We start from the raw sequence: 22,693 nt of genomic DNA on the forward strand, positions 1-22,693 counted from the left end.
TATTTTCCGGCGGCCCTTGTTAAGCGGAGGCAGCCTCCGTATCTTCGCATATGCCGGTCCGGACCCACGTCCGGCCGGCGCGAGATCGACGGTGGCCACGGAGGTGGCGCGCCGGGCGATGAGCCATGTCCATATCTGATCGGAGCCCTATATGAACCACTCCATCAGCCTCACCGTGAACGGCACGCGGCGCGATTTCGTCCTCGACGATCCGCGCGTCACGCTGCTCGATCTCCTGCGTGAGCGCCTCCATCTCACCGGAACCAAGAAGGGATGCGACCGCGGCCAGTGCGGGGCCTGCACCATCCTCGTCGACGGCAAGCGCATCAATTCCTGCCTCGCACTCGCCGTCAGCCATGACGGCGCTGATATCCTCACCATCGAAGGCGTGGCGCGCGGCGACCAGCTTCACCCCGTCCAGGCCGCCTTCATCGCCCATGACGGATTCCAGTGCGGCTTCTGCACGCCCGGCCAGATCATGAGCGCCATCGGCATGATGCAGGAAGCCCAGGCCGGCAATGATCCCGAACGCATCCGCGAATGCATGAGCGGCAATCTCTGCCGCTGCGGCGCCTATGCCGGCATCGTCGATGCCGTGCTCGAGGCGCAGGCCGGTGCCGACGAGTCCAACCAGAGGCGCTCCGCATGAAACAGTTCGATTATGTCAGGCCCGCAACGGTCGCAGAGGCCATTGCCGCCGCTGCCCAGCCGGGCGCCACTTATCTTGCCGCCGGCACCAATCTGCTTGACCTGATGAAGGGCAATATCAGTCGCCCGGATCGACTGGTCGACGTCACGCATCTCGATGGACTCGACGGAATTGAAACCCTCGCCGACGGCAGCGTGCGTATCGGCGCGCTCGTAAGCAATGCCGATCTCGCCCATGATGCGGGGTTCGCGAAGGCCTATCCGGCCGTGGCCGAAGCGCTTCTCTCAGGCGCGTCGGCGCAACTGCGCAACGCCGCCACCGTGGGCGGCAATCTGCTGCAGCGGACCCGTTGCGCCTATTTCTACGACACCGCCAGCCGCTGCAACAAGCGCGAGGCCGGCAGCGGCTGCGATGCCCGCGATGGCGAGAACCGTACCCACGCCGTGCTTGGCTGGAGCGAGAACTGCATCGCGACGAACCCTTCCGACTTCTGCGTGCCGCTCGTGGCGCTCGACGCCATCGTCGAGATCGAAGGCAGGAACGGTCGTCGCGAGATCACGCTCGACGAACTGCATCGCCTGCCCGGCAACACGCCTGAGCGCGAGTCCGCGCTTGAGCCCGGCGACCTCATCGTCGCGGTGCGTCTGCCGCCCGCGGCGCGTGGTTTTGCCGCGCATGCACGCTATCTCAAGGTTCGCGAGCGTACGTCCTACGCGTTCGCCATCGTCTCGGCCGCGGCGGCGCTGCGGATCGAGAACGGCAAGGTCGCGGAGGCGCGGCTTGCGCTTGGCGGCGTCGCCGCAAAGCCCTGGCGTGCCCGGGCCGCGGAAGATGTGCTGAGAGGCGTCGCACCAACGGCAGGTGTCTTCCAGGAGGCTGCCTGGCGCGCGCTGACCGACGCAAAACCGTCCGGCGACAACGCCTACAAGATCGAGCTCGCACGCCGCATTGTCGTGCGCGCGCTCATCCTTGCCGCAGCCGGTACGCCCGCGCGTATCGCCGCGCTACCGGCATCCCCCTTTGCTTCGACGTCTGGAGCCATCCATGCCTGAGCTCAATCTCACCAGCGCTCCCGCTCATCTCCGTCACGGCTCGAGCATCGGCCAGCCGCTGACCCGCCGCGACGGCGTGCTCAAGGTCAAGGGGCAGGCGACCTACGCCGCCGACAATCATCCGCCCGGCATGCTGTTTGCGGTGATGGCGGTGTCAGGGATCGCGCATGGCCGCGTGACCTCGCTTGATGTCGCCGCCGCCAAGCGTCATCCCGGCGTTGTCGACGTCATGACGCCGGACCACAAGCCGCAGCTTGCAATTGATCCGGAGATCAAGACCAATCCGTTCGTATTCCGGATGGAGGTGTTGCAGAGCAACGAGGTCCGCTACGCCAACCAGCCGATCGCCGTCGTGATCGCCGAGACGCTCGAAGCCGCGACGGAAGGCGCGGTACTGCTGGCGCCGCGCTATGAGGAGCTTCCTGCGCTCGTGGGCGTCGATGCCGGCGCGAGTTTTGTGCCGCCTGTTGTCGGCGTTGGCAATCCCACGGAAAATCACCGCGGCGATGTCGAGGCAGGCCTTGCCTCGGCCGACAAGCAGATCGACGCCATCTACGAGACTCCGCCGCAATATCACAACGCCATGGAGCCGCATGCGATCGTCGCTCACTGGGATGGTGACGGCGTGCAGATCGACATGCCGACCCAGGGTCTCATGCTGTCACTGGCGCGCGTCGCCGAATTATTCGGCATCGCGCATGACAAGATCCACATCCGCAGCCCGTTCCTCGGCGGCGGTTTTGGCTCCAAGGGGCTCATGGCCGGCCCTCCCGTGCTCGGCCTGATGGCCGCCAAGCTGGTCGGCAGACCGGTCAAGCTCGTGCTGCGCCGTGAGCAGATGTATGGCCCGGTCGGCCATCGTGCGCCGACGCGTCAGCGCCTGCGCATCGGCGCCGACGGCGAGGGGCGCCTGACCGCGCTCGATCACCATGCGCGCACCGTGTCGAGCACGTTCGACGATTTCTACGAACCGGCCGCCGATGCGTCGCATACGCTCTACGCCGCGCCTGCGATCCGCACCTCGCACGATGCCGTGCGCGTCAACACCGGCACGCCATTGTTCATGCGCGCGCCGGGCGAGGCGACCGGATCGATTGCGCTGGAAAGCGCGATCGACGAGATGGCCTGGGCCTGCGGCATGGATCCGCTGGCCTTCCGGCTGAAGAACTACGCCGAGGTCGAGCCGATCACCGGCAAGCCGTTCTCTTCCAAAGCGCTGCGCGCCTGCTACGATCAGGGTGCGGCGCGCTTCGGCTGGGCGAAGCGCTTGCTCCAGCCGCGGCAGATGCGCGACGATTCCGGCTTGCTCGTCGGCTGGGGCATGGGGACCGCGACGTTCCCGGCGCTGATGTTCCAGGCGCAAGCACGCGCCGTGATTCGCCGTGACGGCGCCGGCGTCATGGAGATCGGCGCACATGACATGGGGCAGGGCGCCTGGACGGCACTGGCTCAGATCGCAGCCGACGCCGTCGGCCTCGATATCGACCGCGTCGAATTCAAGGCCGGGACGTCCGATCTGCCCGACGCAGGCATCGCCGGCGGCTCGGCGCACACGGCAACCGCCGGTGCTGCGATCCACAGCGCGGGTGCTGCCGTGATCGCAAAGCTCGCCGATCTCGCCACCAATGACGAGCGCTCGCCGCTGTTCGGCGCCGGCAATGCCGGCGTGATCGCGCGCGATGGCCGTTTGATCCGGCGCGACGACGAGAGCCGCAGCGAGAGCTATGCCGAGATCCTCGCGCGCGCCGGCGTCGCCGAGGTCGAGGCCCGCGGCACCGGTGCGCCGAATCCGGCGGCGATGGAAGAATATGCGATGCACGCCCATGGCGCGGTGTTTGCGGAGGTGAAGGTCGATCCCGAGCTCGGCCAGATCCGCGTCACCCGCATGGTCGGTGCGTTCGCTGCGGGGCGCATCGTCAACCCGCATCTGGTGAAGAGCCAGCTGTTCGGCGGCATGATCTGGGGCATGTCATTTGCTCTGCACGAAGAGGCCATCACCGACCGCCGCAGCGGGAGGATCATGAATGCCAATCTCGGCGAGTACCATATCCCGGTGAATGCCGACGTGCCGCCGCTCGACGTGATCACGGTCGAGGAGCACGATCCGCACGTCAATGCGCTCGGCATCAAGGGCGTCGGCGAGATCGGCATCACCGGCAGCGCCGGCGCGGTCGCCAATGCCGTCTGGCACGCGACCGGCGTGCGGGTGCGCCGCTTCCCGATCAGGATCGAGGAACTACTGACGCAACGCTGATGGGGCTAGGGGCGCATGTCGCGCAGGTTCTGCTGGGCGAGCGCATAGCCTAGCGCCGCCGATCTCTCGAACAATTCCCGGGCGAGCCGCGTATTGCGCGGCACGCCCTGGGCCTCGTTGTACATCGAGCCAAGGCTGTTCAGGGCGGTGTCATCGTTCAGCGCAGCCCCCTGCTCGAACAGCCGGCGCGCCGCTGCATAGTCGCGTTCGACGCAGCGGCCCCGCATATAGAGCAGGCCGAGATTGTTCATCGCGGCCCCAACGCCGGCCTTGACCGCGGCCTCATTGAGCCTGACTGCCTCTGGGCAATTCCTGGCGTTGCCCTCTCCGAAGGCATAGAGCCAGCCGAGCTCCAGCATCCCGAGGGGGTCGCCGGCGTCCGATGCCTTCTTGTACCAACGCATGGCCTCGGCGTTGTCCTTCGTGACGCCTTCGCCGGTCGCGTAAAGCACGCCGATGTTATGCATCGCCGCCGGATAGCCCGCGGCTGCAGCCTTCTCGTACAAACGAAGCGCTTCCGGATAGTCTTTGCGGGCGGTGGCGGCTCGGCCGGCGTGGCGAATGAAATGAGCGTGCCCGGCGGGGCCTGCATCTGGGTTAGGCCGCCGGCAGCGTCGCGAAGGCCATGACCGACGAATGGATTGTTGCGGCAGGCATCGAGCAGCATCAGGTTGATCTTGGCTCCCGATTTCTCCATCTGATCGAGCACGCCGGCAAGGCCGACCCCCTGCACGAACACATCGCCCTCGTCCGCCGGGTGGGCGTCGACGGGCACGATATAATTCAGGCCGTGCGTTTCGACGCCGTGGCAGGCGAAATAGAACAGCGCCACGTCCGCGCCGATCAGTTTCTGGCTGAAAGCTTGCAGCGCATGGTCGAAGCCCGCCTTGTCGAGATCGATTTGCGCGCCGCCGCCGACCACGAAGAAGCCGAGCGAGCGCAGCGTATCCGATATCAGTCGGGCGTCGGCCGCTGAATTGGGCAGCTTGGCAACCGTCTGGTAGGCGGAATTGCCGATCACCAGCGCAACGCGCTTCTCGGCGTGCGCAGCGGAGGCGACGCAGGCCAGCAGCACCGCGCCAATCAGGCGCGCCGTCAAGCCAATGCGGCTCGCCATGGTGATGCACTCCGCGAAACGGGACGTCCTGGATATTGGTCGCTCGTTGCGACGTCCCGGTTCAGCAGATCGCTCGGCGTCGTGTCCGCCTTGGCGGCCGGATCAGTTCATCATCCGGCGGAGAGCCTTGATCTGATCTCGCTGCTCTTCGATGTATTTTTCGATAACCTCGCGCAGCTCCCGTGAATGGAGCTTTCGTGTATCGCGCTGAACTTCATCGAGCGCGGCTTCAGCATTGGCGAGGGTGGTTCTCATCGTGAACTCTGTTACGAAGCAGCTCAGCTGCTCGGCTACGTCTCGCAACATATAGAGGACTGACGCGCGGAAATTGAGATGCCTCAAGCTCCGTAAGACACCGGGGCACTCCGTAGGATCCCGGATAAACTTGCCGCGCTTTAAAACGTCGGCGGTGTGCAGGCCGAGATCACTTCGCACGGTTTGCCGCCGACGCAGCGGAAGCGATGCGGGCGGCGGCTCTCGAAATAATAGGCATCGCCTGGATTGAGGATGCGGCGCTCGTCCTCGACGGTGACTTCGAGCTTTCCTGAAATCACGATGCCGCCTTCCTCGCCGTCATGAACGAGATGCACGCGCCCGGTGTCGCTGCCGGGCTCGTAGCGCTCCTTCAAGATCTGCAGGCTGCGGCCGAATAGATTGTCGCCGACTTGCCGATAGGAGATCGGCTTCTTGCCGACCTCGGTCAGCTCCTCCGAGCGATAAAAGATCTTGCGCCGCTTCTCCGGCTCGAGCGCAAAGAACTCGGCAAGCCCCATCGGGATGCCGTCCAGGATGCGCTTGAGCGCGCCGACCGACGGGTTCATCTGGTTGGATTCGATCAGCGAAATCGTCGAATTGGTCACGCCGGAGCGCTTGGCGAGCTCCCGCTGCGACAGCTTCTGGCGCGCCCGGATGAATCGCAACCGTCCGCCGATGTCGACGCTCATGCCCAAATCCCTGTTGCAAGTGTTGCGGATCGCGCAAATATGGACCGGCAGCCCCAGTGAAATCAATGGCTTGCAGGTCGTCAGAAAAGGACTTGTTGCGCTCCGGAAGCCGTGCCTCTGCTATGCCGTCAGCAAAGGAGCGTGGCCCGTGACCCTTCATCAGATTCCGAACACTATCAAGACCGACTCGTTCTGGATGCCGTTCACGGCCAACCGTCAGTTCAAGAAGGCGCCGCGCCTGTTTTCCTCGGCCGAGGGCATGCATTACACCACCGTCGACGGCCGTAAGGTGATCGACGGGTCCGCCGGCCTCTGGTGCGTCAATGCCGGCCACGGCCGCAAGCAGATCGCCGCTGCGGTCGAGCGGCAGCTGATGACGCTGGACTTCGCGCCGTCATTCCAGATGGGCCATCCGCTGGCGTTCGACTTCGCCGAGCGTCTCGCCGAGATCGCGCCGAAGGGCCTCGACCGCGTCTTCTTCACCAATTCCGGCTCTGAATCGGTCGACACCGCGCTGAAGATCGCGCTCGCCTATCATCGCGCCAACGGCCAGGCGAGCCGCACCCGCCTGATCGGCCGCGAGCGCGGCTATCACGGCGTCGGCTTTGGCGGCACCTCGGTTGGCGGCATGGTCGCCAACCGCCGGGCCTTCGCCACGCTGCTGCCGGGCGTCGATCACATCCGCCACACCCACGATCTCGGCCGCAACGCCTTCGCCAAGGACCAGCCCGAGCATGGCGCCGAACTCGCCGACGATCTCGAGCGTCTGGTGGCCTTGCATGGTGCCGAGACCATCGCCGCCGTCATCGTCGAGCCGGTGCCGGGTTCGACCGCGGTGCTGCCGCCGCCGAAGGGCTATCTGCAGCGCCTGCGCGCGATCTGCGACAAGCACGGCATCCTCCTGATTTTCGACGAGGTCATCACCGGCTTCGGTCGCCTCGGCACGCCGTTCGCCGCCGACTTCTTCGGCGTCACGCCGGACCTGATGACGACGGCCAAGGGCATCACCAACGGCACCATTCCTTGCGGCGCGGTGTTCGCCAGCCGCAAGGTTCACGATGGCATGATGGTCGGTCCGGAGAACCAGATGGAGCTGTTCCACGGCTACACCTATTCCGCGCATCCGACCGCCTGCGCCGCGGGCATCGCCACGCTCGACATCTACAAGGATGAGGGGCTGCTCACGCGCGGGGCCTCGATCGCGGAATACTGGCGCGATGCGCTGCATTCGCTGAAGGGCCTGCCCAACGTCGTCGATATCCGCAATTGCGGCCTGATGGGCGCGGTCGAGCTGTCGTCGCGCGATGGCACGGTCGGTGCGCGCGGCTACGACGTCATGGTCGACTGCTTCAATCGCGGTCTGTACTTCCGCATGAGCGGCGACTCCTTCGCGCTGTCGCCGCCGCTCATCGTCGAGAAGAGCCACATCGACGACATCGTGTCGATCCTGGGCGACGCCATCAAGCGGGTGGCCTGATAATTGCTCTCGCCGTTGCGAGTTGTTTCCTTGCAGCGGCGAGCGTGATGCCGCGGGAGTTTGACCAAGCGTGAAAGTTTTGATCCTCGGCAGCGGTGTCATCGGTGTCACCTCTGCCTACTACCTCGCCCGTGCCGGCCACGAAGTGACGGTCGTCGACCGTCAGCCCGAACCGGCGCTGGAGACCTCTTTTGCCAATGCCGGCGAAGTGTCGCCCGGCTACTCCTCGCCATGGGCCGGCCCCGGCGTGCCGGTGAAGGCGGTCAAGTGGCTGCTGATGAAGCACGGCCCGCTGGTGATCCGTCCGAAGCTCGACCCCGTGATGTGGGTCTGGCTGCTCAAGATGCTGCGCAATTGCACCAGTGCGCGCTATGCGGTCAACAAGAGCCGGATGATTCCGATCGCGGAATACAGCCGCGATTGCCTGCGTGATCTGCGCCGCGACATCGGCATTCAATATGACGAGCGCTCGCAGGGCACGCTGCAACTGTTCCGCTACCAGGCGCAGCTCGACGGCACCGGCGAAGACGTTGCGGTGCTCAAGCAGTACGGCGTGCCTTACGAGACGCTGAGCCGCGAGGGCTGCATCGCAGTTGAACCGGCGCTCGCCGGCGTGAAGGAGAAATTCGTCGGCGGCCTTCGCCTGCCGCAGGACGAGACCGGTGACTGCCACATGTTCACGCAGGCGCTGGCCAAGCATGCCGAAGCGCTCGGTGTGCGCTTCATGTTCAATACCGGCATCGACCGCATCGTCACCGATGGCACGCGCGTCAGCGGTGTCGCGACCAGCGCCGGGATGTTGCAGGCAGACGCTTATGTTCTCGCGCTTGGAAGCTGGTCGTCGCGGCTCGTCGCGCCGCTCGGCATTTCGCTGCCGGTCTACCCGGTGAAGGGCTATTCGATCACGGTGCCGATCAAGGACGCCTCCGGCGCGCCGGAATCGACCGTGATGGACGAGAGCTACAAGGTCGCGATCACGCGCCTCGGCAATCGCATCCGCGTCGGCGGCACCGCCGAGATCTCGGGCTTCTCGACCAAGCTCTACGACGCGCGCCGCGCCACGCTTGATCACTCCCTGACCGATCTGTTCCCGCGCGGCGGCGTTCTCTCCAAGGCGACGTTCTGGAGCGGCCTGCGCCCGATGACGCCGGACGGCCCGCCCGTGATCGGCCCGACGCAATACGCCAACCTCCACCTCAACACCGGTCACGGCACGCTCGGCTGGACCATGTCCTGCGGCTCCGGCCGTGTGCTCGCGGACATGCTGTCGGGCAAGAAGCCGGATGTAGATGTGAGTGCGCTGACAGTGGATCGGTATCAGCATCGGTTTGGCTAAGATTCTATCCCCTCGTCATTGCGAGGAGCGAAGCGACGAAGCAATCCAGACTGTCCCAGCGGAAGGACTCTGGATTGCTTCGCTGCGCTCGCAACGACGGAAGCAAAGAATTCACCCCGCCGCCGTCACACAGTTCACCCACAGCACCACAGCCTTCGCATCCTGCGCCGGATTGGAAAACCGGTGCGGCCTTCGGCTCGCGAACCGAAAGCTGTCGCCTGTCTTCAGCGACCATGTCTCGCTGTCGACCGTCAGCATCATCTCGCCTTCGAGCACCAGGCCGGCCTCCTCGCCGTCATGGGTGTAGAGTTCGTCGCCCGTGGAGCCGCCGGGCTCCAGATGCACCAGGAACAGATTGAGCTTGTTGTCGGCGCTCGCGGGACTGAGCAATTGTTTTGAGACGCCGGTACGCCAGAGTTTGAGCTCAGGCCGTTGCGATCCGCGCGTGACGATCTGATCGGAGGCGCCGTCTGCACTCGGGCTCGCGCCGAACAGCGCGGCGATGCCGACGCCGAGCACGTCGGAGAGCGTTGCCAGCACACGCAGCGACGGCGACGACAAGCCGCGCTCGATCTGGCTGAGGAAGCCGATCGAGAGGTCGGTGCGCGCTGCGACTGTTTCCAGCGAGAACTGCCTGACGCGCCGGAGATCGCGGATGCGGCGGCCGACGGCAACGTCCATTGCAGGCTCCGCGGGCTTCGCGATAACCTTCTTGCCGCTCCCGGCCTTCCTGGCCGGCTTCGTGGCGGCCGGTTTGCGCATTCTTTTGCCACCGCTCACGTCAAACCGCTTCCTTCATGTGCATGAAAACCGCTTGCGTCATTCGCGAAAGTGTGACCAAATTTTCATATTGGTGAAAATAGGCCGAAACGGCTCGGCCCGCAATGTCTGCGATGACGACATTTGCGAGCGCCGCATCGGCCGGACCCAAAGGGGAATGCGATGAAGCGTTTTGTCCAGGCCGCGGTTGCGGCATTCGCACTGGCCGCAATCGTGCCGGCTTCGGCGCAGCAGGTGCTGAAGGTCGGCTCGACGCCGACCGGCATTCCCTTCACCTTCCTTGATACCAAGACCAACAGCATCCAGGGCATCATGGTCGATCTCGTCACGGAGATCGGCAAGGATGCAGGCCTCAGCGTGCAGATCGAGCCGATGTCGTTCTCGGCGCTGATCCCGTCGCTGACCTCCAGCAAGATCGACATCATCGCGGCCGCGATGTTCATCACCGCGCCGCGCAAGGAGGTCGTCGATTTCTCCGACCCGATCTACACCTACGGCGAAGGTCTGGTGGTGCCGAAGACCGACACCAAGGCTTATGCCACGCAGGACGATCTGAAGGGCGAGACGGTCGGCGCACAGGTCGGCACCGCCTTCGTCGATGCGCTGAAGAAGTCCGGCCTGTTCGCCGACGTCAAGGCCTACGACACCATCCCCGACATCCTGCGCGACGTGAACACCGGCCGCCTCAAGGCCGGCTACGCCGACTATCCGATCCTGGCCTATAATCTCAAGCAGGGCGGCTTCCCCGAGGTGCGGCTCGTCGACGGCTACAAGCCGGTCACCGTCGGCTCAGTCGGCATCGGCGTGCGCAAGGGCGAGAGTGCGCTGCTCGGCAAGATCAACGCGTCGCTAGCGAAGCTGAAAGCCAACGGCACCATCGACAAGATCCTCGAAAAATGGGGCCAGAAGGCACAGGGCTGATAGAGGCTCACTGAAGGCTGCCCGATGAAAGGCTTCTGGCACGACGCCGCCGAGTTCTTCCCGATCCTGATGAGCGGCGTCGCGCTGACGATCCTCGTCACCATCGGCTCGCTGCTGCTCTCGACGGTGCTCGGCCTGATCTGGGCGATGATGCGGGTCTCCGGCATCAAGGTGCTGTCGATGCTCAGCGCCAGCCTGATCAACGTGATCCGCGGCATCCCGATCATCGTGCTGCTGTTCTATCTCTATTTCGTGATGCCCGATCTCGGCGTCACGCTGTCGGCGCTGCAGGCCGCGATCCTCGGGCTCGGCATCGCCTATTCGGCCTATCAGGCCGAAAACTTCCGCGCCGGCATCGAGGCGATCGACAAGGGCCAGATCGAGGCGGCGCAGTCGATCGGCATGGGCTGGTGGCTCACCATGCGCCGCGTGGTGCTGCCGCAGGCGGTCCGCATCGTGCTGCCGCCCTACGGCAACGTCATGATCATGATGCTGAAGGATTCCTCGCAGGCCTCGACCATCACGGTCGCCGAGCTCGCCCTTCAGGGCAAGCTGATCGCGTCCTCGACCTTCAAGAACACCAACGTGTTTACGATGGTGGCGTTGATGTATCTCACCATGAGCATTCCGCTGATCCTGCTGGTCCGTCACTTCGAGAAGCGGGCCGGCAAGAAATGATCGAGCTCAACGACGTTCACAAGAGCTTTGGCCAGAACGAGGTGCTCAAGGGCATCACCGCGTCCGTGCAGAAGGGCGAGGTGGTCTGCATCATTGGCCCCTCAGGTTCGGGCAAGTCGACGATCCTCCGTTGTATCAACGGGCTTGAAAGCTACGACCGCGGCGAGATCAGCGTCGAGGGCCTCAAGGTCGACCGCGATGCGTCCTCGATCGTGAAAGTCCGCACCCAGGTCTCGATGGTGTTCCAGCGCTTCAACCTGTTCCCGCATCGGACGGTGCTGGAGAACGTCGTCGAAGGGCCGCTCTTCGTGAAGAGGGAGCCGCGTGCTCAGGTGCTCGAGCGCGGCCGCGCGCTGCTTGCGCAAGTGGGTCTTGCTGAAAAAGCCGATGCGCATCCGCCGCAGCTCTCCGGCGGCCAGCAGCAGCGCGTCGCCATCGCGCGTGCACTCGCGATGCAGCCCAAGGCGATCCTGTTCGACGAGCCGACCTCGGCGCTCGATCCGGAACTCGTCGGCGACGTCCTCGGCGTGATGCGCAAGCTCGCCGATGACGGCATGACCATGGTCGTCGTCACCCACGAAATGGGCTTTGCCCGCGACGTTGCCGATCGCGTGCTGTTCATCGACGGCGGGGTCATCGTTGAGCAGGGGCCAGCCAAAACGCTGCTCAACCAACCCCAGCATCCGCGCACGCAGGATTTTTTGCGTCGCGTGCTGCATCCGCTCTGACCGGACTCTTAATAATGACGCGCCTGCCTCTGCCGCCCTCGCTCTATGCCGACACTGCGGTTGCACCGGTGGCCACGCCGCCACTCGATGCGGACAAGACCGTCTCCGTCGCGATCGTCGGCGGTGGCTACACCGGTCTGTCCACAGCACTGCATCTGGCGGAGCAGGGTATCGAGGCGCTGGTGCTGGAGGCGCAGGAGCCGGGCTGGGGCGCGTCGGGCAACAATGGCGGCCACACCAATCCAGGGCTGAAGCACGATCCCGATCAGATCGAGGCTGATTTCGGCGCCGAGCTCGGCCGCCGCATGATCGAGTTCTCTTACGGCACGACAAACTTCACGCACGATCTGATCCGCCGCTACCAGATCCCCTGCGAGGCGCGGCAGAACGGCACGCTGCGCGCGGCCTATAACGAGGCCAGCGCCGCCGCGATCGAAAAGACCGCCCATCAATGCATCCGCCGCGGCATGCCGGTGTCGTATCTAAACCGGGAGCAGCTGCGCGAGATGACCGGCACGGATCGCTACATCGGCGCCATGCTGGATACCCGCGGCGGCGACCTGCATCCGCTCAGCTACGCCCGCGGCCTCGCGCGTGCCGCGATCTCCGCCGGCGCGAAGGTGCACGGCGAGACGACGGCGCTGTCGCTCCGGCGCGACGGCAGCCGCTGGCGCATCGAGACGCCGCGCGCGGTCGTTCATGCCGACAAGGTGTTGCTCGCCACCAACGGCTTTACGGACGATCTCTGGCCGGCGCTTCGCCGTACCATCGTGCCGGTATTCTCCTCGATCGCCGCCACCGCGCCGCTCGCGGACGACGTCGCGCGCTCGATCATGCCGACGCGCCCCGTGCTCTATGAGAGTGGCCACATCACGGTCTACTACCGCATCGACCAGAACAACCGCCTGTTGATGGGCGGCCGCGGCCCAATGCGCTGGATCGATTCGCCGAACGACGTCGCCTATCTCATGCGCTACGCCGAGCGGTTATGGCCGCAGCTCAAGGGCGTGGCCTGGACCCATGGCTGGAACAGCCGGCTCGCGATCACCAAGGACCATTATCCGCATGTGCACGAGCCGGCCGAAAACATCCTGATCTCGCTCGGTTGCAACGGCCGCGGCGTCGCGCTCTCGACCGCGATGGGCGCGCAGCTCGCGCGCCGGCTGATCGGCGGCGCCAAGGCCGAGATCGACATGCCCGTCACCGGCATCAATCCGATCCCGATGCACGCGTTCTGGCCGGTCGGCGTGACCGCTGCGGTGATTGCCGGCCGTGTCCGCGACCGGCTGGGGATTTAGCTCTCCGCTACCGCGTCGGCCCAGGGCTGGAAGATCTCGACTGCGCCGGAATTGATGTCGCCGTCGCGCATCACCACGCTCGGGCAGGCAAACTTCATCGGCAGGGTCTGCACCGGCGCTTCCTTGTAGTCGAAGCGTGCGGCGAGCGCCTTGCGCGCATCCGCCGGCAGCCGCGTGTCGCCGAGCACGATCGCGCCTTCGCTGCAATCGATGCGGGGCTGATGGATGGCGGCATCGAGGTCCATGTCGAAATCCATCGCAAAGGACACGAGCTGCATCACCGAAGGCAGGATGCGGCGACCGCCGGAGGCGCCGACCGCGAGGCGCTTGCCGTCCTTGGTCTCGGCGATAACAGGCGTGTAGTTGGTGAGGCAGCGCTTGCCGGGGGCGAGCGAGTTGGTGGTGCCGGGCGTCGGATCGAACCACATGATGCCGTTGTTCATGGGAATGCCGGTGTGCGGCGTCACATATTTCGAGCCAAACGACGAAAGCAGCGTCTGCGTCACTGCGGCGATGTTGCCGTCTCGGTCGACCACGGAGAAATGCGTGGTGCAGGCCGGTGCCAGATGATCGGCGCCGAGCGAGCGCTTGCCGTCAGCATCGCCCATGTCCTTGAGCCGCTCGCGATAGGCCGTTTGCAGGGCAACGGCATATTCGGCATAGGCGGCCGCATCCGGCGTGCCTGCCGGCTTCAAATTCTGCTGCAACAGGCGCAGCGCATGCGCCATGGTCGGCCCGGCGGTGAGCTCGGGCGTCGCAAGCACCTTGCCGCCGCGATAGGGGATCGCCAGCGGCTCGCGCAGATGGGCGCGGAACGCGGCGAGATCCTCGACCGACAGCGAGCCGCCATCAGCCCTGATGTCGGACGCGATGCTCCTGGCGAGATCGCCCTGGTAGAAGTCACGCGGCCCGGCCGCGGCGAGGTGCAACAGCGTCGCCTTCAAATTGTCCTGAGGCAGCCGCATCTCGGCCTCGATGCTCCAGGGCGGGTTCGGAGGCAGGCCGTCCCGCAAAAACATGGCCGCGCTCGCGGGATAGCGCCGGAGATCCGCTGCCGAACCGGCGATCGTCAGTGTGGTCCACCAGTCGGCCAGCAGGCCCTCGCCGGCGAGTGCCACCGCCGGAGCAACCAGGTCTTTCCACGACATCCTGGCGTGTCGACGGTGCGCCTCCTCCATGCCGGCGACGACGCCGGGCACGGCGATCGCGGCCGGACCGTGAACGTTGCGGTCGTCCTTCACCCGCGGCCACGGAAACAGGTCGGAGGCGGTGCGGTCGCCGGTGATGGGATAATCGGCGGCGCGCAGGCTCTGCGGCGCGCACATGCCGTAGTCGATCACCTCGTAGCGATTTTCCTTGGCGCGGTAGAGCACCATCGCGCCGCCGCCGCCGATGCCGCTGTTCCAGGGCTCCAGAACGTTCAGCGCGAAGGTGGTCGCCACGATCGCGTCGACGCAATCGCCGCCCGCTGCCAGCACCTGCGCTCCCACCTCGGCCGCCCGCCGCGATTGCGAGGCGACAATGCCGCCCTTGGATGTGACGGCGGGTTTGCGGACGGTTTGGTTGAGGCTGAACTGATGAGGCATGATGTCGCTTGTGCCTGTCTTGGCTTCGTTGCGCTGACGTCGAAGCTCCGCAATTGGCGGAGCGCGCGAAGAATGGCACATTGCCGGCAACGAGAACATCGAAAGGGAGACGCGACATGGCAGGTGTGAAACAGGCGCGGGATGGCGCTGTCGGGATCTTGACGCTCGACGAGCCGGCAAGCCTGAACGCAATGACGCCGGACCTGCTCGGCGCGCTCGCTGCCGCCGTCGCCGAGATGAGTGCGGATGAGGATGTCCGTGCGCTGGTCCTCACCGGCGCGGGGCGTGGTTTTTGCTCAGGACAGAATTTGAAGGCAGCCGGAGCGCTGGGCGAGGACCTCGCGGCCGGCGTGATGCGCTTCTACTGGCCGGCCTTCAAGGCGTTGCGCGAATGCCGCGTGCCTGTCGTCGTTGCCGTCAACGGCGTCGCGGCCGGCGGCGGTTTCAGCCTGGCGATGGCCGGCGACATGATTGTTGCGGCGCGGTCGGCGAGCTTCATCCAGGTGTTCAGCCGCATTGCGCTGGTGCCTGACCTCGGCTCGACCTGGCTATTGCCACGGCTGATCGGCCGGCAGCGCGCACTCGAGCTGATGCTCTTGAACGAGCCGCTCACGGCCGAGCGTGCCCAGGAGATCGGCCTGGTGCGGCAGGTCGTCGACGACGCGAAGCTGATGGAGGAGGCGCTGACCCTGGCGCGCCGTCTCGCCGATGGCCCGACCCGCGCCTTGGTCGCGACCCGTGCGCTGATCGAGGAGAGCGAGCACACCAGCTACGAGGCGCAGTTCCGCCGCGAGATCGAGCTTCAAGCCACGATCCGCACAAGCGCCGATGCGATCGAAGGCCGCAAGGCCTTCGTCGAGAAGCGCAAGGCGAAATTTACGGGGAAGTAGGGGAGAAGGAACGGGCTACGCTCACAGCCCGCGGTTCAGCCGGCTGGCCTGATATTTGGCGTGCCATTTCGGGCCAGGGCCGCGCATGTAGTGGAGCTCGGGGCGGTAGGGATTGCCTGCGATCCGCACCAGCTTCTGCCATTTGGTGGCGACGAAGGCGAAGGGCTGGCGGAGCAGGGTCAAGGAAGCGAACAGCATGGCATCACCTCAATGCGGCTTGCCGAGCATGGCGGTGAAGGGGAGATCGAAGATCTCCTCGCCGTCGTCGTCACTGATATGGATCACCCAATCACGCCAGTCCTCGGCGCCGGGCGTCTCGATCATCGAGCGCATGATCTGGGCGGCGCGGTCGCGCGCCTCGGTCAGGTTGGCGACTGCCGTGCCGTAGCGATCGATCAGCGTGCCTTCGGCATTCGAGCAGTGGAAATACATCTGAACCATACACGCCTCCTCTGGAAAGCGACTTGGACGGCATATCGATACCACCCGAAAGATGCGAAAAATATTCGGGCCGAGCCCGGTAAGGGAATCTACGGAGATTGGTCGGTACCACGCGCCTTGCGGGTTTGATCACAGGCGGGTGATGTTCAACTGGACGGCGCCTGGCGAGCATGGAACAACCTTCGGCCGAAAGCCGGGGAGACCGCTGTGAATCAGCTCACATTTCAGGTTGGATGCCGAAGCTTGTGCGTAGGTGTCGTTGCCTTCGCGGAGCTCCTGCTCGGCTTTGGCTCACTGGCCGCGTCCGATCCCGTGAGGAAAAGCGGCTACGCGGTAGGAACGGAGAGCTGCGGCAGCGGCGATCTCGCCTTTCCCAAGGTCCAGATCGACATGAAGGCCGGCTTTTGCGCGGGCCTCGTCGCCAGCGAGGAAGATCATCTGAAATTTCCGCGGTCGATCATCCAGGTGCCCGGGCACGACCTGTTCGTAGTCGCCGACATGGGCGGCTGGGGCCATACCGATGGACGGCTGCTGCTGCTCGACCCCCACGCCGCCAGCGGCCAGCGGTTCAAGGAACTCCTGACTGGGGTCGAATATCCGTTCGGCCTCGTGATCGGCCCGGACAGGAAGCTCTACGCTTCGACCGCCGAGACCATCTTCCGCTTCGATCCGCTCGCGGACAATCCGCGCGGTACGGTCGAGACCATCATTCGTCACATGCCGGGCCGCCGCATCACGCTGCCCGACGGCACCAGGCTTGACGAGAGCGCGCACCCGCTCAAGCAGTTCGTGTTCGATCGCAACGGGCGGCTGTTCGTCAATGTCGGCGCCCACAGCGACGACTGCATCACGCCGGCGCCGATCACAAAACCTTGTGCGGCGGCAGAAGGTGCGTCCGCCATGGCCGCGATCTGGCTGTTCACGCCGCCGTCAGGTGGCATTTTTTCGGCGTTGAAGCCGAACGATCCCGATCCCGCCCACACGATTTACGCGCGCGGCTTGCGCAACTCGATGGCGCTGGCGCTGCACCCGAACTTTCCCGATGCCGGCTACGCGTTCCTGCAAGGTGAGAACGGCCGCGATCTGCCCGATATCTTCAAGCCGAACGAGGAGATCAACGCGATCGAGCAGGGCAGGCATTACGGCTGGCCCTATTGTTTTGACCTGTCGACGCCGAGTCCCGAGTTCAGGCTCGTGCTGCAATCTGGCGTCTACAAGTCCCTTTGCACGGCGAACGCGCTTTACAAGCAGCCGTTCTCGCTGCTGCCGCCCCACGGTGCGCCGCTCGCGATGCTGTATTATCACGGCGCCAAATTTCCGGAGCTCGAACGCAAGCTGCTGGTCGGCCTGCACGGTTATCGCCCGACCGGCAGCCGCGTCGTCATCTACGAAGTCGACGACCACGGCTTCCCAAAACCCGCGCCGGCGCCGGTGCGCTACCATGTCAGTTGTGCGGCCGATCCGACCCACAATTTTCAGACCGACGCCGGCGATGTCGCCGCCGCGCCGTTCGAGGAGCTGATCGCCGGCTGGCACCGCGTCAACGGTGCGCGGCCGCAAGGCGCGCCGGTCGGCATGACGGTCGCAGAGGACGGCGCGATCTGGCTGGTCGAGGACAAGAACCAGACGATCATCCGCATCGATCGGGCCGCGGGCGATCCACCGCCGCCGCTGCCCTGCGACACGCGCAGCCAGGCGTTGATCGACCAGCTCGCCGCCTTCGTCGCCAGGGATGCGCAAAACAAGATCCGGCTCACCACGCTGCGCAAAAACCTCGTCGAAAAGCACTGCGTCGGCTGTCACTCGGATTTCGGCCTGAAGGCGGGGCAGTCGGATGCCGACAAGGACGCGACCGTGCTCCGTTTCATGCTGTCGCAGGATGGCTGGATCTATCCGGGCGATCCGCAGTCCGGCAAGCTGCGTACGCGGCTGCGCGGCATTGGCGCGGAGAAACTGATGCCGCCAGGCGGCGAGAACCTGCCGAAGACCGAGCCTGGTTATGCGGCTCTGCTCGCGACTGCGGATCTGCTCGTCGCGAAAATGGTTCCGGGAACGCGGATGCGCGTCAAGTTCGGCCTGCCGCAGCGCAAGTTTTTCAGCAAGGCAAACCAGGAATGCGGCGAAATACCGGTCGCCAAGGTCGTTGTCGTGACACAAAGGAACGCTGTAGACAAACCGGGCTTCAGCCGATTCTTCCGGCCGGCCGATCCTTATTTGAATGGCGAGTGCAGCGACGACGATGGCTATTTCATCCGGCAGGAATTTCTGGTGCCTGTGCAGTAGCCTTCTGCTCGTCGTCGCGACGCCGCTGGCGGCAGCCGAAACAAAACTGTTCGAAAGCGTGCAGATCACGCCTGCGAGCGAATACACCTTCGGCATCGAAGGGCCCGCCGCCGATCTCGACGGCAACCTCTTCGTCGTCAATTTCGGCAAGCCCGGCACCATCGGCCGATTGCCTGCGGGCGGTTCGGTGTCGGAGGCCTTCACGGCGCTCCCCGAGGGCAGCGTCGGTAACGCCATCCGCTTCGATCGCAACGGCACGATGCTCATCGCCGACTACAAGAAGCACAACATTTTTGCGATCCCGAAGGGTAGCTCCGAGCCCGGTGTCTGGTTTCACTCTGACGAGATGAACCAGCCCAACGACATCACCGTTGCCCGCGACGGCGCGATCTATGCGAGCGATCCGAACTGGAAGGGCCGGGAAGGCCACATTTGGCGCATTGCGAAAGCCGCGGATGGATCGGTGCAGGGCCAGATCATGTCGGCACCGCGCCCGATGGGCACCACCAACGGCATCGATCTCAGCCCCGACGGCAACACGCTCTACGTCGGTGAGTCCAACAATGGCCAGGTCTGGTCCTACGCCATCCGCGGCAATGAGCTGACCGACGCAAAGCTCGTCAAGGCGTTCCAGCCCGACACCATCGACGGCCTGCGTACTGACGTCACCGGCCGCCTCTACGTCGCACGCATTCTCAAGGGGACGATCGCGCTGATGAAGCCCAATGGCGCGGTCGAGCGCGAGATCGCGCTGAGGGGCAAAGAGCCAACCAATCTCGCTTTCGGCGGCGGCGACGGCAAGACCGTCTTCGTCACCCAGCGTCAGGGCGGCTTCATCGAGTCCTTCCGCACCGACCAGCAGGGCCGCGAGCACTGTCTCCAGCGCGGCCGCTGCTAGGTTCGTCAAAGGCGCTCTGCTCTTGACGCGGGGCCGTGGCGCGAAGGCGGCATTCTTCTTGCTTGCATCAGGTCGCCGCGGGCATTTAGACATCTGTGGCATCGTCAAGAAGCGACCACGGAGTGTTTGAGTGAAAGCCGTCCATACCGAACTGCACCGCAACCACGATCCGCAATTCTTCCTGGTCCGCGGCGTGGTCAAGCGCACCACCGAGCAGCCTGAGCGCGCAGACCGCCTGCTCAAGGGCCTGAAGGACGGCAAGCATCAACTGGTCGAGCCGACGACATTCGGCCAGGGCCCGCGCGCGCGCATTCACAGCCCGGAATATCTGTCGTTCCTGAGCGAAGCCTGGGACGCCTGGACGGCGCTCGGCGATTCCGGTCCGGAGATGATCGGCAACATTCATCCCGTGCGCCATGCCGCAACTTATCCGACGCATATCGTCGGCAAGCTCGGCTGGCACACCGCCGACACCGCCGCGCCGATCGGTCCCGGCACTTGGGCTGCGGCCTGCGCAGCGACGGATGTTGCCGTCACCGCGGCGCAGATGGTGATGGACGGCGAGGACGCGACCTACGCGCTCTGCCGCCCGCCCGGTCATCACGCGTATCGCGACATGGCCGGCGGCTTCTGCTTCCTCAACAACAGCGCGATTGCCGCGGCGCATCTGCGGCTCAAGCATGAGCGCGTCGTCATCCTCGACGTCGACGTCCATCACGGCAACGGCACGCAAGGCATCTTCTACGCGCGGCCGGACGTTTACACGATCTCGATCCACGCCGATCCGACTGCGTACTATCCCTTCGTGTGGGGCTATGCACATGAGCGCGGCGAAGGCCCCGGCCTCGGCACCAATCTCAACATTCCACTGGCGATCGGCACGGGCGATGACGGCTACATCCAGGCGATGGATGTCGCGCGCAAGGCGATCGAATCCTTCGCGCCCGGCGCGCTCGTGATCGCACTCGGCCTCGACGCCTCCGAGCACGATCCGTTGAAGGGTCTCGCCGTGACGACTCCCGGCTTCCGCCGCATCGGTCAGGCCATCGCGAAGCTGGGCCTGCCGACCGTGTTCGTGCAGGAAGGCGGCTATCTTTCGGATATTTTGAGTGCGAACCTGACGTCAGTGCTGGCGGGGTTCGAAGAGGCGCGGTGATCTTCACCTCTCCCCGTAAGAACGGGGAGAGGGAGAAAGCCTCTAGAACAATCCGCTCGCCTTGAGCGCCTTGCAGACGTGCTGCATCTCGGTCTCGTCCGCGACCATGTCGAGCATGATCGTGGTCAGGCCTTTCGCGGCAAATTCCTTCAGCTTCGCGCCGATCTCGGCATAGCTGCCGACGAGATAGGGGCAGTCGGCCTGGAAGGTCAGGTACGGCAGCAGCCAATAGCCATTGTCCTGGAGCTCGCCGCTCTGGCCGTCATAGAGATGCCGCTTCCAGACCGAGTCGGTGTTCTCCATGGTCAGCGCGAGAAGCTCGCGATCGTCCGCACTGTCGCGGAAGCGCTTTTGCGCGGCGGCTCGTGCTTCGTCGCGGCTTTCGCGCGCAAATATGCCGAAGTTCATGCCGGGGGCCTTGAGGCCCTGGTCGAGATCGGGCGGCAACATCTGCATCTTGATACAGCCGGTCTCGCTGGCGATGCGCTGCGCCGCCTCCGACTGGCCTGCGATCAGGAACTCGGGCATCAGTTCGGCAGGCAGGCGCGGCCGGAGCTGGAGATTGGCCGCAGTGTAGAGCCGCCCGTTGAAGCTGACCGGCCGCGAGCTCGAAAGCAATTGGCGCACGATCGCGACGAACTCGCCGAGCCGAACATAGCGGTCGGCATGCGATTTGTCGTCACCCAGTCCCTGCAAGTCGCTGATCGCGGTCCCCGTGATCATGTTGAGATAGATCTTGCGGCCGTAGAGCTGCGCAAAGGACGACACGAATTTTGCCGCCGTGAACGGGTGCATGTAGACTGGATTGACCGCGATCAGCGGCGAGCTTCGCGTCGTCGCAGCGATGATGTGCTGGGCCATCGCCCAGGGCTCGACGAAGACGTCATTGCCTTCGAACAGCAGAATGCCTTCGAAGCCGTTGCGGTCGGTGAACTCCGCCACCCGCATCAGCTCGCCGACATATTTTTGGGGATCGCGGTTGCGCGAGATCGCGGGAAAGACGCGCAACCGCGCCGGCATCATTCCGCCGCTTCCTGGAGCGGCCAGGCGTTGCGGGTGATGCGAAGGCCGCCGGCCGCGCGCGACCCGTCGGCGATCGCCAGGCGATGCGAGGGCGAGGGCGAGCACAGCGAGAAGCGCCAGCCTGCGGGATCGTCGGAGATATCGGGCTTGAAGCTGATCTCGATCGCCTCCCGCGACACCTGCATCGCGAATGCGTCGAGCGGCAGGTTGAGACCAAACCCCCTGGCTTTCAGATAGGCTTCCTTCAGCGTCCAATAGTCGAAGAAGCGCTCGATCGCGGCCGGCTCCGGCAGTCCGCGCAGCGTCTCGACCTCTTCCGGCGCAAAGAAGCGAAGCGCGGTGGAGAGCGGCGCGACGCGCCGCGATACCGTTTCGACGTCGACGCCGACGGTCTCGTGCTTCGACACGACGCATGCGACGCAGCCGTCGGCATGGGACAGGCTGAAATGCAGTGCCGTCGAAGTCGCGGGCGCCGCGACAAAGGGCCGCCCGTAGCGGCCGGTCGAAAACGACCAGTCGGTCGGTTCGACCTCGGGGGCCGCGTGCGAGAGCGCCATGCGCAACATCGCGTGCGCGAAGATATATTGCCGCTGATGGCGCTCGAACATGAAGCGGTCGGCGCGTATCCGTTCGTCGACCGAGAGCAGCCGCCGGCACGCCCCGACCGCGCCAGGCGTGTCGATGCTCTCGATCAGTCCGACAAACAGTTCAATTTCGTCGTTTGCCATCAATTGGGCCCATAGCGTCAGGCGGAGGCCAAATCCGACCCTGACCGAAGAATCAACCGAGCAGGAAGCAACCGAGCAGGCCGCTTCTAGCGGCCCACCCAGGCAAATTCTTGTCGATTGCTGGCCGGTTTACAGGCGCAAGCTTGTGCGAGACCCCAACTCGACAGGCGAGCGGCCTAAATTCGGAAATGAAATTGAAGATTCGTTCGGCGTCCCGGCCGACGAGTCTTACTTTTTCTTCTTGGCCTTTTTGCCGCCCAGCATCGAAAGGCTGGCGTCGACGTCCTTCAGAGCGGACTGAAGCTTCTTCTTCTCGTCGGAGAGAAGCTTTTGCAGGGCCTTGCGGTCCTTGTCGCTCAGCGAGGTACCCTTGGTAAATTTGATGAAACCCATAATGACACTCCCCCGGTTGAAAATAATCGTCCAAATCAAAAACGCTGGAATAATCTTGCGC

General features: G+C 64.8%; 23 protein-coding genes and 1 pseudogene. 13 read left to right on the forward strand and 11 right to left on the reverse strand.

Annotated features, from left to right (window positions below):
• The first annotated feature begins 151 nt into the window (after window positions 1-151).
• Genes FXB40_RS21155 through FXB40_RS21165 form a run of 3 tightly spaced genes read left to right on the forward strand, consistent with a single transcriptional unit; the run spans window position 152 to window position 3,955 of the window.
• Entirely contained in the window at window positions 152-649 is a 498-nt protein-coding gene (locus FXB40_RS21155; protein ID WP_148774111.1) for a (2Fe-2S)-binding protein, read from the forward strand.
• Entirely contained in the window at window positions 646-1,701 is a 1,056-nt protein-coding gene (locus tag FXB40_RS21160) for an FAD binding domain-containing protein (RefSeq protein ID WP_148774112.1), read from the forward strand. The genes FXB40_RS21155 and FXB40_RS21160 overlap by 4 nt, the downstream gene beginning before the upstream one ends.
• A complete protein-coding gene (locus FXB40_RS21165; protein WP_148774113.1) occupies window positions 1,694-3,955 on the forward strand; it encodes a xanthine dehydrogenase family protein molybdopterin-binding subunit in 2,262 nt (753 codons plus the stop codon). Before FXB40_RS21160 ends, FXB40_RS21165 begins: the two co-directional genes overlap by 8 nt.
• Before the next feature lie 5 nt (window positions 3,956-3,960).
• On the opposite strand, the gene FXB40_RS48015 is transcribed toward FXB40_RS21165, so the two are convergent.
• From FXB40_RS48015 to FXB40_RS21190, 4 genes and pseudogenes are all read right to left on the reverse strand, one after another.
• Entirely contained in the window at window positions 3,961-4,461 is a 501-nt protein-coding gene (locus FXB40_RS48015; protein ID WP_246207789.1) for a tetratricopeptide repeat protein, read from the reverse strand.
• Between the two features lie 134 nt (window positions 4,462-4,595).
• Window positions 4,596-5,072: pseudogene (locus FXB40_RS21185) on the reverse strand (caspase family protein); the annotation flags it as partial.
• Between the two features lie 102 nt (window positions 5,073-5,174).
• Complete coding sequence (locus FXB40_RS48020) at window positions 5,175-5,327, reverse strand: hypothetical protein (RefSeq protein WP_187437033.1); 153 nt, start codon at window positions 5,325-5,327, stop codon at window positions 5,175-5,177.
• Window positions 5,328-5,467: 140 nt separating this feature from the next.
• On the reverse strand, window positions 5,468-6,016 hold the full coding sequence (locus tag FXB40_RS21190; RefSeq protein WP_148774114.1) for a cupin domain-containing protein: 549 nt from the start codon (window positions 6,014-6,016) through the stop codon (window positions 5,468-5,470).
• Window positions 6,017-6,164: 148 nt separating this feature from the next.
• Between FXB40_RS21190 and aptA the strand changes: the two genes are divergently transcribed.
• Entirely contained in the window at window positions 6,165-7,493 is a 1,329-nt protein-coding gene (gene aptA / locus FXB40_RS21195) for an omega-aminotransferase AptA (protein WP_148774115.1), read from the forward strand.
• A gap of 70 nt (window positions 7,494-7,563) precedes the next feature.
• Entirely contained in the window at window positions 7,564-8,829 is a 1,266-nt protein-coding gene (locus tag FXB40_RS21200) for a D-amino acid dehydrogenase (protein ID WP_148774116.1), read from the forward strand.
• Window positions 8,830-8,940: 111 nt separating this feature from the next.
• Here FXB40_RS21200 and FXB40_RS21205 read toward each other — a convergent pair whose 3' ends face one another.
• Window positions 8,941-9,591, reverse strand: a complete 651-nt coding sequence (locus FXB40_RS21205) for a helix-turn-helix domain-containing protein (RefSeq protein ID WP_187437034.1) — start codon at window positions 9,589-9,591, stop codon at window positions 8,941-8,943.
• A gap of 180 nt (window positions 9,592-9,771) precedes the next feature.
• Here FXB40_RS21205 and FXB40_RS21210 point away from each other — a divergent pair, with 180 nt between their 5' ends.
• From FXB40_RS21210 to FXB40_RS21225, 4 genes are read left to right on the forward strand one after another with little or no spacing between them, the layout of a single operon-like run.
• Window positions 9,772-10,530, forward strand: coding sequence for an ABC transporter substrate-binding protein (locus FXB40_RS21210; RefSeq protein WP_148774118.1), 759 nt, complete (start codon window positions 9,772-9,774; stop codon window positions 10,528-10,530).
• 24 nt (window positions 10,531-10,554) lie between these two features.
• On the forward strand, window positions 10,555-11,208 hold the full coding sequence (locus tag FXB40_RS21215) for an amino acid ABC transporter permease (protein WP_148774119.1): 654 nt from the start codon (window positions 10,555-10,557) through the stop codon (window positions 11,206-11,208).
• Window positions 11,205-11,936: an amino acid ABC transporter ATP-binding protein gene (locus FXB40_RS21220; protein WP_148774120.1), complete on the forward strand. Its 732-nt coding sequence runs from the start codon at window positions 11,205-11,207 to the stop codon at window positions 11,934-11,936. Before FXB40_RS21215 ends, FXB40_RS21220 begins: the two co-directional genes overlap by 4 nt.
• A gap of 14 nt (window positions 11,937-11,950) precedes the next feature.
• Window positions 11,951-13,234 carry an NAD(P)/FAD-dependent oxidoreductase gene (locus FXB40_RS21225; RefSeq protein ID WP_430647774.1) on the forward strand — a complete coding sequence of 428 codons (1,284 nt, stop codon included), beginning with the start codon at window positions 11,951-11,953 and terminating at the stop codon, window positions 13,232-13,234.
• Here FXB40_RS21225 and FXB40_RS21230 read toward each other — a convergent pair.
• A complete protein-coding gene (locus tag FXB40_RS21230) occupies window positions 13,231-14,820 on the reverse strand; it encodes a gamma-glutamyltransferase family protein (protein WP_187437035.1) in 1,590 nt (529 codons plus the stop codon). The genes FXB40_RS21225 and FXB40_RS21230 overlap by 4 nt on opposite strands.
• Before the next feature lie 116 nt (window positions 14,821-14,936).
• Here FXB40_RS21230 and FXB40_RS21235 point away from each other — a divergent pair, with 116 nt between their 5' ends.
• Window positions 14,937-15,710, forward strand: coding sequence for an enoyl-CoA hydratase-related protein (locus FXB40_RS21235; RefSeq protein ID WP_148774123.1), 774 nt, complete (start codon window positions 14,937-14,939; stop codon window positions 15,708-15,710).
• Between the two features lie 21 nt (window positions 15,711-15,731).
• Here the strand turns inward: FXB40_RS21235 and FXB40_RS48025 are convergent, their stop codons facing one another.
• Together FXB40_RS48025 and FXB40_RS48030 are read right to left on the reverse strand one after the other, a co-directional pair.
• Complete coding sequence (locus FXB40_RS48025; protein ID WP_187437036.1) at window positions 15,732-15,908, reverse strand: hypothetical protein; 177 nt, start codon at window positions 15,906-15,908, stop codon at window positions 15,732-15,734.
• A 9-nt stretch (window positions 15,909-15,917) separates the two neighbouring features.
• Window positions 15,918-16,151 (reverse strand): DUF6894 family protein, encoded by a 234-nt coding sequence (locus FXB40_RS48030; RefSeq protein ID WP_187437037.1) that lies wholly within the window; start codon window positions 16,149-16,151, stop codon window positions 15,918-15,920.
• Window positions 16,152-16,394: 243 nt separating this feature from the next.
• On the opposite strand from FXB40_RS48030, the gene FXB40_RS21245 reads away from it, so the two are divergent.
• From FXB40_RS21245 to FXB40_RS21255, 3 genes are all read left to right on the forward strand, one after another.
• On the forward strand, window positions 16,395-18,434 hold the full coding sequence (locus tag FXB40_RS21245; protein WP_148774124.1) for a PQQ-dependent sugar dehydrogenase: 2,040 nt from the start codon (window positions 16,395-16,397) through the stop codon (window positions 18,432-18,434).
• Window positions 18,391-19,332: an SMP-30/gluconolactonase/LRE family protein gene (locus tag FXB40_RS21250; RefSeq protein ID WP_187437038.1), complete on the forward strand. Its 942-nt coding sequence runs from the start codon at window positions 18,391-18,393 to the stop codon at window positions 19,330-19,332. Before FXB40_RS21245 ends, FXB40_RS21250 begins: the two co-directional genes overlap by 44 nt.
• A gap of 130 nt (window positions 19,333-19,462) precedes the next feature.
• Complete coding sequence (locus FXB40_RS21255; protein ID WP_148774126.1) at window positions 19,463-20,488, forward strand: histone deacetylase family protein; 1,026 nt, start codon at window positions 19,463-19,465, stop codon at window positions 20,486-20,488.
• A gap of 42 nt (window positions 20,489-20,530) precedes the next feature.
• Here the strand turns inward: FXB40_RS21255 and FXB40_RS21260 are convergent, their stop codons facing one another.
• The 3 genes from FXB40_RS21260 to FXB40_RS48035 all read right to left on the reverse strand — a co-directional run bounded on the left by FXB40_RS21260 (window position 20,531) and on the right by FXB40_RS48035 (window position 22,632).
• Window positions 20,531-21,511 (reverse strand): LLM class flavin-dependent oxidoreductase, encoded by a 981-nt coding sequence (locus tag FXB40_RS21260; RefSeq protein ID WP_148774127.1) that lies wholly within the window; start codon window positions 21,509-21,511, stop codon window positions 20,531-20,533.
• Window positions 21,508-22,239 carry a 4'-phosphopantetheinyl transferase family protein gene (locus FXB40_RS21265; RefSeq protein ID WP_148774128.1) on the reverse strand — a complete coding sequence of 244 codons (732 nt, stop codon included), beginning with the start codon at window positions 22,237-22,239 and terminating at the stop codon, window positions 21,508-21,510. Before FXB40_RS21265 ends, FXB40_RS21260 begins: the two co-directional genes overlap by 4 nt.
• A gap of 228 nt (window positions 22,240-22,467) precedes the next feature.
• Complete coding sequence (locus tag FXB40_RS48035) at window positions 22,468-22,632, reverse strand: hypothetical protein (RefSeq protein WP_187437039.1); 165 nt, start codon at window positions 22,630-22,632, stop codon at window positions 22,468-22,470.
• Window positions 22,633-22,693: the final 61 nt, after the last annotated feature.

The sequence above is a fragment of the Bradyrhizobium rifense genome (genome assembly GCF_008123425.1).
Taxonomy (GTDB): Bacteria; Pseudomonadota; Alphaproteobacteria; order Rhizobiales; family Xanthobacteraceae; genus Bradyrhizobium; species Bradyrhizobium rifense.

Bases quoted from the DNA above. Each gene is read 5' to 3' on its own strand.
- FXB40_RS21205 (WP_187437034.1), bottom strand. From the start codon at position 9,591: ATGCGCAAACCGGCCGCCACGAAGCCGGCCAGGAAGGCCGGGAGCGGC.
- FXB40_RS48035 (WP_187437039.1), bottom strand. From the start codon at position 22,632: ATGGGTTTCATCAAATTTACCAAGGGTACCTCGCTGAGCGACAAGGAC.
- FXB40_RS21220 (WP_148774120.1), top strand. From the start codon at position 11,205: ATGATCGAGCTCAACGACGTTCACAAGAGCTTTGGCCAGAACGAGGTG.
- FXB40_RS21160 (WP_148774112.1), top strand. From the start codon at position 646: ATGAAACAGTTCGATTATGTCAGGCCCGCAACGGTCGCAGAGGCCATT.
- FXB40_RS21165 (WP_148774113.1), top strand. From the start codon at position 1,694: ATGCCTGAGCTCAATCTCACCAGCGCTCCCGCTCATCTCCGTCACGGC.
- FXB40_RS21155 (WP_148774111.1), top strand. From the start codon at position 152: ATGAACCACTCCATCAGCCTCACCGTGAACGGCACGCGGCGCGATTTC.
- FXB40_RS48025 (WP_187437036.1), bottom strand. From the start codon at position 15,908: ATGCTGTTCGCTTCCTTGACCCTGCTCCGCCAGCCCTTCGCCTTCGTC.
- FXB40_RS48020 (WP_187437033.1), bottom strand. From the start codon at position 5,327: ATGAGAACCACCCTCGCCAATGCTGAAGCCGCGCTCGATGAAGTTCAG.
- FXB40_RS21235 (WP_148774123.1), top strand. From the start codon at position 14,937: ATGGCAGGTGTGAAACAGGCGCGGGATGGCGCTGTCGGGATCTTGACG.
- FXB40_RS21260 (WP_148774127.1), bottom strand. From the start codon at position 21,511: ATGATGCCGGCGCGGTTGCGCGTCTTTCCCGCGATCTCGCGCAACCGC.
- FXB40_RS21250 (WP_187437038.1), top strand. From the start codon at position 18,391: ATGGCTATTTCATCCGGCAGGAATTTCTGGTGCCTGTGCAGTAGCCTT.
- FXB40_RS21210 (WP_148774118.1), top strand. From the start codon at position 9,772: ATGAAGCGTTTTGTCCAGGCCGCGGTTGCGGCATTCGCACTGGCCGCA.
- FXB40_RS21230 (WP_187437035.1), bottom strand. From the start codon at position 14,820: ATGCCTCATCAGTTCAGCCTCAACCAAACCGTCCGCAAACCCGCCGTC.
- FXB40_RS21215 (WP_148774119.1), top strand. From the start codon at position 10,555: ATGAAAGGCTTCTGGCACGACGCCGCCGAGTTCTTCCCGATCCTGATG.
- FXB40_RS21225 (WP_430647774.1), top strand. From the start codon at position 11,951: ATGACGCGCCTGCCTCTGCCGCCCTCGCTCTATGCCGACACTGCGGTT.
- FXB40_RS21265 (WP_148774128.1), bottom strand. From the start codon at position 22,239: ATGGCAAACGACGAAATTGAACTGTTTGTCGGACTGATCGAGAGCATC.
- FXB40_RS48030 (WP_187437037.1), bottom strand. From the start codon at position 16,151: ATGGTTCAGATGTATTTCCACTGCTCGAATGCCGAAGGCACGCTGATC.
- FXB40_RS21190 (WP_148774114.1), bottom strand. From the start codon at position 6,016: ATGAGCGTCGACATCGGCGGACGGTTGCGATTCATCCGGGCGCGCCAG.